This is a genomic window from Enterobacter cloacae complex sp. 394F7, from assembly GCF_057320385.1.
The window spans coordinates 58,001-70,107 of the sequence record NZ_JBXWCS010000002.1 but is presented as its reverse complement, the minus strand read 5'-3'; the positions used below and the strand labels follow the sequence as shown (position 1 = coordinate 70,107).

11 protein-coding genes are annotated in these 12,107 nt (G+C 53.7%); 10 read left to right on the top strand and 1 reads right to left on the bottom strand.

Features of this window, described 5'->3' with window-relative positions; all coding sequences use genetic code 11:
* The first annotated feature begins 12 nt into the window (after positions 1–12).
* The 10 genes from AC2FAK_RS02800 (at position 13) to AC2FAK_RS02755 (ending at position 11,003) form a co-directional block, all read left to right on the top strand.
* Positions 13–1,305, top strand: coding sequence for an ABC transporter substrate-binding protein (locus AC2FAK_RS02800; protein ID WP_095454500.1), 1,293 nt, complete (start codon positions 13–15; stop codon positions 1,303–1,305).
* A gap of 23 nt (positions 1,306–1,328) precedes the next feature.
* Positions 1,329–2,210 carry a carbohydrate ABC transporter permease gene (locus tag AC2FAK_RS02795; protein ID WP_013096409.1) on the top strand — a complete coding sequence of 294 codons (882 nt, stop codon included), beginning with the start codon at positions 1,329–1,331 and terminating at the stop codon, positions 2,208–2,210.
* On the top strand, positions 2,197–3,039 hold the full coding sequence (locus AC2FAK_RS02790) for a carbohydrate ABC transporter permease (protein ID WP_095454499.1): 843 nt from the start codon (positions 2,197–2,199) through the stop codon (positions 3,037–3,039). The genes AC2FAK_RS02795 and AC2FAK_RS02790 overlap by 14 nt, the downstream gene beginning before the upstream one ends.
* Positions 3,040–3,067: 28 nt before the next feature.
* A complete protein-coding gene (ycjQ, locus tag AC2FAK_RS02785; RefSeq protein ID WP_013096411.1) occupies positions 3,068–4,120 on the top strand; it encodes a D-guloside 3-dehydrogenase in 1,053 nt (350 codons plus the stop codon).
* A gap of 18 nt (positions 4,121–4,138) precedes the next feature.
* Positions 4,139–4,927: a 3-dehydro-D-guloside 4-epimerase gene (ycjR, locus tag AC2FAK_RS02780; protein ID WP_095454600.1), complete on the top strand. Its 789-nt coding sequence runs from the start codon at positions 4,139–4,141 to the stop codon at positions 4,925–4,927.
* An 11-nt stretch (positions 4,928–4,938) separates the two neighbouring features.
* Positions 4,939–5,997, top strand: a complete 1,059-nt coding sequence (gene ycjS / locus AC2FAK_RS02775; RefSeq protein ID WP_095454599.1) for a D-glucoside 3-dehydrogenase — start codon at positions 4,939–4,941, stop codon at positions 5,995–5,997.
* Positions 5,991–8,270 (top strand): glycoside hydrolase family 65 protein, encoded by a 2,280-nt coding sequence (locus tag AC2FAK_RS02770; protein ID WP_095454498.1) that lies wholly within the window; start codon positions 5,991–5,993, stop codon positions 8,268–8,270. The genes ycjS and AC2FAK_RS02770 overlap by 7 nt, the downstream gene beginning before the upstream one ends.
* Positions 8,260–8,937, top strand: a complete 678-nt coding sequence (gene pgmB / locus AC2FAK_RS02765; RefSeq protein ID WP_029883672.1) for a beta-phosphoglucomutase — start codon at positions 8,260–8,262, stop codon at positions 8,935–8,937. Before AC2FAK_RS02770 ends, pgmB begins: the two co-directional genes overlap by 11 nt.
* 2 nt (positions 8,938–8,939) lie before the next feature.
* Positions 8,940–10,022, top strand: a complete 1,083-nt coding sequence (locus AC2FAK_RS02760) for an ABC transporter ATP-binding protein (RefSeq protein WP_095454497.1) — start codon at positions 8,940–8,942, stop codon at positions 10,020–10,022.
* Between the two features lie 66 nt (positions 10,023–10,088).
* On the top strand, positions 10,089–11,003 hold the full coding sequence (locus AC2FAK_RS02755; RefSeq protein WP_038419574.1) for an OmpG family monomeric porin: 915 nt from the start codon (positions 10,089–10,091) through the stop codon (positions 11,001–11,003).
* A 34-nt stretch (positions 11,004–11,037) separates the two neighbouring features.
* Here the strand turns inward: AC2FAK_RS02755 and AC2FAK_RS02750 are convergent, their stop codons facing one another.
* On the bottom strand, positions 11,038–12,048 hold the full coding sequence (locus AC2FAK_RS02750) for a LacI family DNA-binding transcriptional regulator (protein WP_023621299.1): 1,011 nt from the start codon (positions 12,046–12,048) through the stop codon (positions 11,038–11,040).
* Positions 12,049–12,107 lie beyond the last annotated feature (59 nt).

Here is a 12,107-nt window from a genome sequence, read left to right as displayed (position 1 = left end):
AGGACCTTAACAATGAAAATGCCGAGAATTGTGCTGATTTCAGCACTGGTTTCGTGCGCCCTGTTATCAGGCTGCAAGGACGACACACAATCTTCTGTGACCATCGAGTTTATGCATTCGTCGGTGGAACAGGAGCGTCAGGCCGTCATCACGAAACTGATTGAGAAATTCGAGAAAGAGAATCCCTCCATTACGGTGAAACAGGTGCCGGTAGAAGAGGATGCATACAACACCAAGGTCATTACCCTCGCGCGGACCGGCGCACTGCCGGAGGTGATTGAGGTCAGCCATGACTATGCAAAAGTGATGGATAAAGAGCAGTTGCTGGACCGTGACGCAATTGGCGAAGCCATTAAAGCCGTCGGTGAAAAGACATTTTATGACGGCATTCTCCGTGTTGTTCGCACGGAAGACGGCACCGCGTGGACGGGGGTGCCAATTAGCGCCTGGCTGTCAGGCGTCTGGTACCACAAAGATGTTCTCGCCGCGGCGGGTATTAAAGAGCCGCATAACTGGCAACAGCTGCTGAAAGCCAGTCAGATGCTCAACGACCCGGCTAAGAAACACTACGGTATCGCGCTTCCTACCGCTGAAAGCGTCATGACCGAGCAGGCCTTCTCCCAGTTTGCCCTTTCAGGTGGGGCAAACGTCTTCGACGCGCAGGGCAACATCCAGATCGATACGCCTGAAATGTTAAACGCGCTGGCGTTTTATAAAGAACTGGCGAAGAACACGATGCCTGGCTCGAACGACGTCATGGAGATCAAAGACGCGTTCATGAACGGTTCCGCGCCAATGGCGGTTTACTCCACCTACATTCTGCCTGCCGTGTTTAAAGAAGGGGATCCTGCCAACCTGGGCTTCGTGGTTCCAAGGGAAAAATCGTCTGCGGTTTACGGCATGGTGACGTCGCTGACGATCACGACCGGTCAGACTGAAGACGAAACCAAAGCCGCTGAGAAATTTGTGACCTGGATGGAGCAGGCTCAAAACGCGTCGGACTGGGTCATGATGTCTCCGGGGGCGGCGTTACCGGTGAACAAACTGGTGGTGGATACCGAGAGCTGGAAAAACAACGAGGTCATCAAAGCCTTTGGTCAACTGCCGTATGAGCTGATCGCACAGTTCCCGAATGTGCAGGTATTTGGGGCAGTGGGCGACAAAAACTTTACCCGCATGGGCGACGTGACAGGTTCCGGCATCATCAGTTCGATGGTGCATAACGTGACGGTAGGTCAGCAAGACCTCAACACCACGTTAAGCAACAGCCAGAAACGCCTGACTGACCTGGTTTCTCAACGATAGGAGCGCTTCTGCGGAAGGAAATTATGAAGACGTTGTTTTCTGGTCGTTCAGATATGCCTTTCGCCATGCTGCTGTTGGCCCCCAGCCTGATTTTGCTGGGGGGCCTTGTGGCCTGGCCAATGATTTCCAACATTGAAATCAGTTTCTTACGCTTGCCGCTCAACCCGCGCATTAGCGCGGTGTTTGTTGGGCTGGATAACTACATCCGTATTTTGAGTGATGCAGCGTTCTGGCACTCCTTGTGGATGACCTTCTGGTATACGGCCCTGGTGGTGATAGGTAGCACGGGGCTAGGGCTGGCTGTCGCCATCTTCTTTAACCGGGAGTTTCGGCTGCGCAAAACGGCGCGTTCGCTGGTGATTTTATCTTACGTCACGCCGTCAATTTCACTGGTGTTTGCCTGGAAGTACATGTTCAACAACGGCTACGGCATCGTGAACTACCTTGGGGTAGACCTGCTGCATCTGTATGACCAGGCACCGCTGTGGTTCGACAACCCCGGCAGCAGCTTTGTGCTGGTGGTGCTATTCGCCATCTGGCGCTACTTCCCGTATGCGTTTATCTCGTTTCTCGCGATCTTACAAACGATTGATAAATCGTTATACGAAGCCGCAGAAATGGATGGCGCGAATGGCTGGCAACGTTTTCGCATCGTCACGCTGCCCGCGATTATGCCGGTGCTGGCCACGGTCATCACGCTGCGAACCATCTGGATGTTTTACATGTTTGCGGACGTGTACCTGCTGACTACCAAAGTCGATATTTTGGGCGTCTATCTCTACAAAACGGCGTTTGCCTTTAATGATTTGGGTAAAGCTGCGGCTATCTCAGTGGTGCTGTTTGTGATCATTTTCGCCGTCATTCTGCTGACCAGAAAAAGGGTAAATCTCAATGGCAACAAATAAACGCGTACTGGGACGTATTGGTTTTTATCTGGGGCTCGCGGCGTTCCTGATCATCACGCTGTTCCCATTTTTCGTGATGCTAATGACCTCCTTTAAAAGCGCCAGAGAGGCGATATCGCTGCATCCGACCATTCTGCCGCAGGAGTGGACGTTACAGCATTACATCGACATCTTTAACCCGCTGATTTTCCCGTTTGTGGATTACTTCCGTAACAGCATGGTGGTGTCACTGACCTCGTCGATCGTTGCCGTGCTTCTCGGCACGCTGGGGGCTTACGCCTTATCCAAACTGCGTTTTAAAGGGCGCACGACGATCAACGCCAGTTTCTACACCGTCTACATGTTCTCAGGGATTCTGCTGGTGGTGCCGCTGTTCAAAATCATCACCGCGCTCGGCATCTATGACACCGAACTGGCGCTGATTATCACCATGGTGACTCAGACGTTACCCACGGCGGTATTTATGCTGCGCAGCTATTTCGACACTATCCCGGACGAAATAGAAGAAGCCGCGATGATGGATGGCCTTAACCGCCTGCAAATCATCTTTCGCATTACCGTTCCGTTAGCGATTTCGGGCCTGGTGTCGGTCTTTGTCTACTGCTTCATGGTGGCGTGGAACGACTATCTGTTTGCCTCCATTTTCCTGTCCAGTGCCAGCAACTTCACCTTGCCGGTAGGGCTGAACACCCTTTTCAGTACGCCAGATTACATCTGGGGCCGCATGATGGCGGCATCGCTGGTGACGGCACTGCCGGTGGTCATCATGTATGCGCTGTCTGAACGTTTTATTAAAAGTGGTTTGACCGCCGGTGGCGTTAAGGGCTGAGGCGGCCAATTTTAACAAGGAGTGAGTAATGAAGAAGTTAGTTGCGACAGCGCCGCGTGTGGCAGCGCTGGTCGAATATGAAGACCGTCCCGTTGCCGTTCATGAAGTGAAAATTCGCGCCCGCTTTGGCGCACCGAAACACGGCACCGAAGTGGTGGATTTCAGGGCGGCGAGTCCGTTTATCGATGAAGAGTTTAACCCTGACTGGCAGCTCTTTACGCCGCGTGAAGAGGGGGCGGCTCGCGGGATCGAGTTTGGCAAATTCCAGCTCGGGAACATGATTGTCGGGGACATCATTGAGTGTGGCGCTGACGTAACGGAATATCGTGTCGGAGACCGCGTTTGCTGTTATGGACCGCTACAGGAAACGGTCATTGTGAATGCCGTCAATAACTACAAACTGCGCAAAATGCCTCAGGGCGCCTCCTGGAAAAATGCGGTCTGCTACGACCCGGCACAATTCGCAATGAGCGGCGTACGTGACGCCAATGTGCGGGTAGGGGATTTTGTCGTCGTCGTTGGGCTTGGCGCGATTGGTCAGATTGCCATCCAGCTGGCAAAGAAAGCCGGTGCGTCAATCGTTATCGGTGTCGACCCTATCGCGCACCGCTGCGACATTGCCCGTCGCCATGGGGCAGACCACTGTCTGGATCCGATTGGCACGGATGTTGGTCTGGAAATCAAAAAACTGACCGGCAAGCAGGGCGCGGATGTGATTATCGAAACCAGCGGCTTTGCTGATGCGCTGCAGTCTGCGCTGCGCGGACTCGCTTACGGCGGCACCATCTCATACGTGGCCTTTGCGAAACCGTTCGCGGAAGGCTTTAACCTCGGCCGTGAAGCGCATTTCAATAATGCGAAAATTGTCTTCTCCCGCGCCTGCAGCGAGCCAAATCCTGATTACCCACGCTGGAACCGTAAGCGTATTGAAGAGACCTGCTGGGAATTGCTGATGAACGGCTATCTCAATTGCGAAGATTTAATCGACCCGGTCGTAACGTTTACCACCAGCGCTGAGAGTTACATGACCTATGTCGATCAGCATCCTGAACTGAGTATCAAAATGGGCGTCACGTTCTGAGCTATGGAGAGCATGAAAATGAAAATCGCAACGCAAAACCAGGCCTTTTTCCCGACCAATATCCTGGAAAAATTCCAATACATCAAAGCTATGGGCTTTGATGGGTATGAGATAGACGGCAAGCTGCTGGTGGAGAACCTTGAAGAGGTTAAAGCGGCCATTAAGGCTACAGGGCTGCCGGTTACCACGGCCTGCGGCGGGTACGATGGCTGGATTGGTGACTTCATCGAAGAGCGTCGCCTGAACGGATTAACGCAGATCGAACGCATCCTTGAAGCATTAGCAGAAGTGGGCGGTAAAGGAATCGTGGTTCCTGCCGCCTGGGGGATGTTTACCTTCCGCCTGCCGCCGATGACATCGCCGCGTAGCCTTGAAGGAGACCGCAAGGCGGTGAGCGCCTCGCTGCGCTGGCTGGATGAGGTGGCGGCGCGTACCGGCACCACCGTTTACCTGGAGCCGCTGAACCGCTATCAGGATCACATGATCAACACCCTCGCGGATGCACGTCGCTACATCGAAGAGAATGGGTTGAAACATGTGCAGATTATCGGCGATTTCTATCATATGAATATTGAAGAAGACTCGCTGACGGAAGCGCTGCACCAGAACCGCGACCTGCTGGGCCATGTGCATATTGCCGATAACCATCGCTATCAGCCGGGAAGCGGCTCTCTTGATTTTGCCGCTCTGTTCGACCAGCTGCGTGCCGATTGTTATCAGGGTTACGTTGTTTACGAGTGCCGCGTTCGCGCTGACGATCCTGAGAAGGCCTATCAGGATTCTCTCACTTATCTGCGTGAATGCTAAGGATGACCAGCGTGATGAGTGCTTTAACACCTTCGTCCCTGCGTGTCGCCATTATTGGTGCCGGGCAGGTCGCGGACAAAGTGCATGCCTCGTATTACTCCACGCGCAGTGATGTTCAGATGGTGGCTGTCATGGACAGCCATCCTGAACAGGCTCAGGCGTTTGCTGAACGCCATGCCATTCCGTCGGCATGGCAGGACGTGAATGAAATGCTGCAGGCGGTCAAACCGGATGTGGTGAGCGTCTGTTCGCCCAACCGTTTTCATTTTGAACATGCGATGGCAGCCCTGGAAGCCGGGTGCCATGTAATGTGCGAAAAACCCCCGGCCATGACGCCACATGAAGCCGACCGGATGCGTGTGGCGGCCCGAACGGCGGGAAAAGTGCTGGCCTATGATTTTCACCACCGCTTTGCACGTGATACGCAACTGCTGCGCGAGGCGGTAATGAACGGGACATTGGGCGAAATCTACTTCACTACGGCGCAGGCATTGCGCCGCTGCGGCGTTCCCGGCTGGGGCGTATTCACCAATAAAGCACTGCAGGGGGGCGGGCCACTGATTGATATTGGCATCCATATGCTCGACGCCGCAATGTATGTACTGGGTTTCCCGGCGGTAAAACGCGTGACGGCGCACAGCTTTCAAAAACTGGGAAACCGCAAAAACTGTGGCCAGTTTGGTGAATGGGATCCTGCACAGTTTACCGTTGAAGATGCCCTGTTCGGGACGATTGAATTTTGCAATGGCGGCATTCTGCGTCTGGATACCTCCTTTGCGCTCAACATCCGCGAGCAGTCCATCATGAATGTCGCCTTTTGCGGTGAAAAAGCGGGGGCAACGCTGTTCCCGGCCCACATTTACACCGATGAGGGCGGAGTTTTGCAGACCCTAACCCTGCGCGAAGAGGCAGACGATCAGCGGCATTTACGCAGCATGGATGCGTTTGTCCGTCACGTCATGGGAGAGCCGGTTATGATTGCCGATGCCGAACAAGGGCTGGTGATCCAGCAACTGGTCGCCGCACTGTACGAGGCGGCAGAAAAAGGGGAAAGCGTAACGTTATGCTGAACCTGTCTGTATTAAACGATCCGGGTTTTTGCCCTCACAGCCTCAATAAATACGCGTCAATCATGGCCTGCGGCAACGGCTATATGGGCATACGTGCGGCGCATGAGGAAAACTACACGCAGCAGACCCGGGGAATGTATCTTGCCGGGCTTTATCATCGTGCTGGTCGTAATGAGACCAACGAACTGATCAACGTGCCTGACATCACCGGCATGGATATCGAACTGGACGGCATCCATTTCACCTTGCTGTCAGGGGAGATTATTGACTGGCAGCGGGAGCTGGATTTTGCCAATGGCGAACTGCGTCGTCGCGTAGTGTGGCGCTCGCCAGACGGAAAGCGCTACCGTGTGGAAAGCCGCCGTTTTGTCTCACTGGATCAACTGCCGTTGGTGGCAATGCAGCTCTCCGTCACTCCGCTGGATGCCTCATCAGACGTTATGCTGAGCACGGGGATTGATGCGACACAAACCAACAGCGGCCGTCAGCATCTGGATGAAATCTCGGTCAGAGTCTTTGACCAGCACTACATGCAGGGCGTGTATGAAACGCAGGATCGCGCTGCGGATGTGGTGATATCGGCATGCTGTCGTCTCTCAACCACCAGCGACAGCTGCTTTACCGCGAAAAACCGGCGTATCACGGTTCATCACGCCGTGAAGGTCGCTCAGGGTGACACTGTCACGCTTGAGAAGCTGGTCTGGGTGACGCATCGCAGCGATAAAGCGCTTTCACAGGACACGTTTGCCCGCAATGCTCTGGCTGAGCTCAAAACCTGCGCGACAAGAGGGTATGCCGCGTTACTTGAAAGCGCGGCGTGCGTCTGGAAAAAGGTCTGGCATGACTGCCGGGTGGACGTCACGTCGACCGAACATCAGGATCAGCTGGCGCTGGATTACGCGGTCTGGCACCTCACGGCCATGACGCCTGCCCATGATGAACGGAGCAGTATTGCGGCCAAGGGCCTGACCGGGGAGGGCTATAAAGGCCACGTGTTCTGGGACACCGAAATTTTCCTGCTGCCTTTCCATCTCTTTACCCGACCAGATGTTGCCCGTCGTCTGCTGCGCTACCGCTGGCTTAACCTGCCGGGGGCGCGGGAAAAAGCACGCCGGAACGGCTGGCCAGGCGCCTTGTTCCCCTGGGAGAGTGCCGCGAGCGGTCAGGAAGAGACGCCAGAATTCGCAGCGATCAACATCCGCACGGGCGTTCGTCAGAAAGTGGCCTCCGCGCTGGCTGAACATCATATCGTGGCGGATATCGCGTGGGCCGTTGTCGCCTACTGGCAGGCAACGCACGATGACGCCTTTATGCGCAATGAAGGCCTGACGCTGCTCATGGAAACCGCGTTGTTCTGGATGGGACGCGCGACGGAAGTTGGCGACCGTCTGGAGATCCATGACGTGATCGGGCCGGATGAATACACGGAACACGTGAATAACAACGCCTACACCAACTATCTGGCGTGGCACAACGTCGCCAGTGCCTGCCGGTTTATGTCAATGTTAGAGCGTGAAGATGCGCGTTTTACGGAAAATGCGCAACGGTTCCTGGCGCGCCTATGGCTGCCTGAGGCTAACGCCGACGGGGTCATACCGCAGGATGACACCTTTATGTCGAAACCAGCGATCGATCTGAGCCGCTATAAAGCCAAAGCGGGCAAGCAGACCATTCTGCTGGATTACTCGCGCGCTGAAGTTAACGAGATGCAGATCCTCAAACAGGCCGACGTGGTAATGCTTAACTACCTGTTGCCGGAACGCTTTACGCCGCAGCAGTGCGCGGCCAACCTGGCATTCTATGAGCCGCGCACAATTCATGACTCGTCTCTGAGCAAAGCCATCCACGGGATTGTGAACGCGCGCTGTGGTGATACAGAAGGGGCTTACACCTTCTGGCGTGATGGCATTGCCATCGATCTGGGCGACGATCCGCACAGCAGTGATGACGGTATTCATGCTGCCGCGACAGGTGCGATCTGGTCAGGTGTTATTCAGGGATTTGCCGGGCTGCAGATCGTGGACGGGGAGCTACATCTGGCACCCAGGATGCCTGCGCACTGGCAAAGGCTGGCGTTTCCGCTGCGTTGGCAGAATGCGCAGCTGCACTTCATCGTGACGAAAGAGACACTCACGGTGACCAGCTCCGCTCCTGTCACGCTAACGCTCTGGGGTAAAACCCTCCAGCTTTCGGGACGGCAGGTCTTGTCCTGCAAGGATTTTCTTACGTCTGTTACTGGGACCGCTACCACGGAGGGAAGAGATGAACCTTAATGCCGTTGTATTCGATCTGGATGGGGTGATCACCGACACCGCTCATCTGCACTTCCTGGCCTGGCGCGCTGTCGCGAAGGAGGTCGGGATCACCATTGATGAAGCCTTTAATGAAACGCTGAAAGGGATTAGCCGCATGGATTCCCTGCAGCGGATCCTGCGTCACGGTGGCAAAGAAGACGCGTTCGATGAACAGCAGCGCCTGGCGCTTGCGCGTAAAAAAAATGCGCTCTATGTCCAGTCGCTGGCATCGCTTACGCAAGCGTCACTGCTCCCGGGCATTCGTGAGGTGCTGGCCGACATACGCGCGGCAAACGTCAAAATTGGGCTGGCGTCTGTTTCACTCAACGCTCCCGGCATTTTGCAGGCGCTGGGGATCCACAGGGCGTTTGATTTCTGTGCCGATGCGTCCCGTATTGCCCGCTCCAAACCGGACCCGGAAATCTTCCTTGCTGCCTGCGCGGGTCTTAACGTCCTCCCGGAGGAGGCCATCGGGATTGAGGATGCCGCCTCCGGCGTTGAGGCGATCAACGCCGCAGGGATGTTGTCGGTGGGAATAGGGGCAGGCCTCAACCATGCGGGACTTCAACTTCATTCAACGCGGGAGCTGACCTGGAAATGCCTGACAGATTTCTGGGCTTCCCGGACGGTACTGATAAGGAATTAAGAATGGCGCAACTATCGCTAAAACATATCCAGAAAATCTATGACAACCAGGTCCATGTGGTCAAAGATTTCAACCTCGACATTGAGGATAAAGAATTCATCGTTTTCGTCGGGCCATCGGGCTGCGGTAAATCGACGACGCTGCGCATGATTGCCGGGCTGGAGGAGATCAGCGCCGGTGAACTGGTGATTGACGGCGTGCGTATGAATGATGTCCCGGCCAAGTCCCGGGATATTGCGATGGTCTTTCAGAACTATGCGCTGTATCCCCATATGACGGTGTACGACAACATGGCATTTGGGCTGAAGATGCAGAAGATCGCGCCCGCTGTCATTGAAGAGCGTGTTAACTGGGCCGCTCATATTCTTGGGCTGCGCGATTACCTCAAGCGTAAGCCCGGTGCGTTGTCGGGTGGCCAACGCCAGCGCGTGGCATTAGGCAGGGCGATTGTGCGTGAAGCGGGCGTCTTCCTGATGGATGAACCGCTCTCAAACCTTGACGCTAAACTGCGTGTTCAAATGCGTGCCGAAATCAGCAAGCTGCATCAAAAGCTGAATACCACCATGATTTATGTGACGCACGATCAGACCGAAGCCATGACGATGGCAACCCGCATTGTGATCCTGAAAGATGGATACATTCAGCAGGTGGGCGCGCCGAAGCAGGTCTATAACGAACCGGCAAATATGTTTGTGGCAGGTTTCATTGGTTCGCCAGCAATGAACTTTATTCGGGGGGCGATCAATGAACGCTTCTTCGTGACGGAAACGCTGCGCCTGGAGATCCCCGAAGACATGCTCTCGGTACTTAACGCTCAGGGGTATCAACGTAAAGCCGTGGTCTTTGGCATCAGACCGGAGGATATTTTCACCTCGCAAGCCAGCGGTGAGGTGATTGCCGCCAAAATCAGCGTTGCCGAACTGACCGGTGCTGAATTTATGCTGTATGCCACCGTCGGGGGCCACGAACTGGTCGTCCGGGCAGGGGCTGCCACTGATTATGCTGCAGGGGATAATATCGGCATTCAGTTCGATATGAATAAGTGTCATTTTTTTGACGCGGAAACAGAAGCGGCAATCAGATAATAAAAATGTTCGCCGGAAATATTAATTTCCGGTTTTTTTGTTTGTCCATTATAAAGGAATATTTTAATGAGTACTCTACTAAGAAGTGCTGCGCTTATTCTATGCGCAGGGGTTAGCTACGCACACGCCTCAGAACCGGCACCACACTGGAATTTTAATATAGGTGCTATGTATGAAATTGAAAACGTCGAAGGTCAGGGGGATGATAAAGACGGATTATATGAACCCTCCGTGTGGTTTAACGCCACATGGGATGCGTGGACGATTTCCCTTGCCATGTATCAGGAAGGCCCCGTTGATTACAGCAGTATGACCCGCGGGACCTATTTTGATCGTCCCGAATTCGAGCTGCGCTATCGTTTTATTGGAACCGATGATTTTACCCTCGGCCTGACCGGCGGCTTCCGTAATTACGGTTATCATTTCAAAGATGAACACGGCGCGAAAGACGGCAGCGCGAATATGCAGCGCTACAAAATACAACCAGACTGGGATATTAAGTTAAGCGATGACTGGCGTTTCGGCGGCTGGTTTGCCATGTATCAGTTTGCCAATGACCTGGAAAAAACGGGTTATGCCGACAGTCGCGTTGAAACAGAAACGGGCTTTACCTGGACCATTAATGAAACCTTCGCGGCAAAAGTGAATTACTATTTAGAGCGCGGTTTCAATATGGACAGTTCACGTAATAACGGTGAGTTTTCAACGCAGGAGATCCGCGCCTATTTACCCATTTCATTAGGCAATACCACGCTGACGCCGTATACCCGCCTGGGGCTCGACCGCTGGTCAAACTGGGACTGGCAAGACGATCCTGAGCGTGAAGGGCATGATTTCAACCGTCTGGGCCTGCTTTATGCCTACGATTTCAATAACGGTCTTTCAATGACGCTGGAGTATGCCTATGAATGGGAAAACCACGATGAAGGCGAAAGCGATCGATTCCACTATGCGGGCGTGGGCGTGAATTACGCCTTCTGATCGGCTGTTCACCAGGGGCTATCAGCCCCTGGTTTTAGCGAAGAGAATCAGCGAACGAAAAGTGGGTCTCAATCAGCACCTTATGCGGGGCGGGTTTACCGGAGATACGCCTGAAAAGCAGGTCGCAGCTCTCTTCGCCCAGCTTGCGCGTAGGAATATCAAATCCAGCTGGCGCAGGCGTCAGAATCAGGGAGAGCATCGGATCGCTGTAACCCGCCACGGCAACCTGCTCAGGTAGCATCAAATTTAACTCATCCGCAGCGCGATAAAGACTCAGCAATTTCATGCTGTCGGTGGCGAATACCGCATCCGGTGGGGTGGAAGAAGACAACAACGTAATGGCCGCTGAAAGTGCGCTCTCATGGGTATAACCGCCATCAATGATCCAGTCCGGGTTAACAGCAATATTCGCCTTTTCCAGGCTGGCTTTATAACCCGCGAGACGATCAATAGACACGTGATAATCGAGTGGCGCATGCAGACAGGCAATTTTTTTCCGTCCGTTTTTAATAAACGTGTCGGTCAGCATCTCGCTGTCACGAAAATTGTCGGTATCGACGGAGTAAATATTCTGAAAGTCGCCTTCGACTTTACCGATTACGACCACCGGCACACCGTAGGTATCGAGCCGTGAGAAAAAGGATTCATTGGCGGGGGAACTCAGCATAATGACCCCTTTAATCATTTTCTGCTTTATTTTGCTTTCGCATTTTAGCAGGTCATCTTCACTGCTCTTTGACGTTTGCAAAATAACATCAAACCCTTCCTGTTCCGCCTTGGCGGTTATGGCGTGCAATACGTCGGAGAAAAAAGGATTACCGGCAGTGGTTTTTGTTGAGCGGGTGGAAATCACCATAATGGCGTCAAAGCCAGATGAGGTCAGAGCACGGGCAAGTTTATTTGGTTGATAATTTAGCTCTTCAATCGCCTTCAGCACTTTCTCCCGCGCTTCAGGAGAAATATTGGTTTGTTTATTCAACACTCTGGACACGGTTGATTTAGAAACACCAGCAACGCGCGCAATATCATAGATGGTGGGTGACATACACCTTACTCACTCCGGGACGGCAATGTCGTTCATCTTACTGGAGAAAAAACGGCAAT

Excerpts from the sequence above, each read along its gene's own strand:
- AC2FAK_RS02750 (WP_023621299.1), bottom strand. The coding sequence starts at position 12,048 with ATGTCACCCACCATCTATGATATTGCGCGCGTTGCTGGTGTTTCTAAA.
- AC2FAK_RS02790 (WP_095454499.1), top strand. The coding sequence starts at position 2,197 with ATGGCAACAAATAAACGCGTACTGGGACGTATTGGTTTTTATCTGGGG.
- ycjQ (WP_013096411.1), top strand. The coding sequence starts at position 3,068 with ATGAAGAAGTTAGTTGCGACAGCGCCGCGTGTGGCAGCGCTGGTCGAA.
- AC2FAK_RS02760 (WP_095454497.1), top strand. The coding sequence starts at position 8,940 with ATGGCGCAACTATCGCTAAAACATATCCAGAAAATCTATGACAACCAG.
- AC2FAK_RS02755 (WP_038419574.1), top strand. The coding sequence starts at position 10,089 with ATGAGTACTCTACTAAGAAGTGCTGCGCTTATTCTATGCGCAGGGGTT.
- AC2FAK_RS02795 (WP_013096409.1), top strand. The coding sequence starts at position 1,329 with ATGAAGACGTTGTTTTCTGGTCGTTCAGATATGCCTTTCGCCATGCTG.
- ycjR (WP_095454600.1), top strand. The coding sequence starts at position 4,139 with ATGAAAATCGCAACGCAAAACCAGGCCTTTTTCCCGACCAATATCCTG.
- AC2FAK_RS02770 (WP_095454498.1), top strand. The coding sequence starts at position 5,991 with ATGCTGAACCTGTCTGTATTAAACGATCCGGGTTTTTGCCCTCACAGC.
- AC2FAK_RS02800 (WP_095454500.1), top strand. The coding sequence starts at position 13 with ATGAAAATGCCGAGAATTGTGCTGATTTCAGCACTGGTTTCGTGCGCC.
- pgmB (WP_029883672.1), top strand. The coding sequence starts at position 8,260 with ATGAACCTTAATGCCGTTGTATTCGATCTGGATGGGGTGATCACCGAC.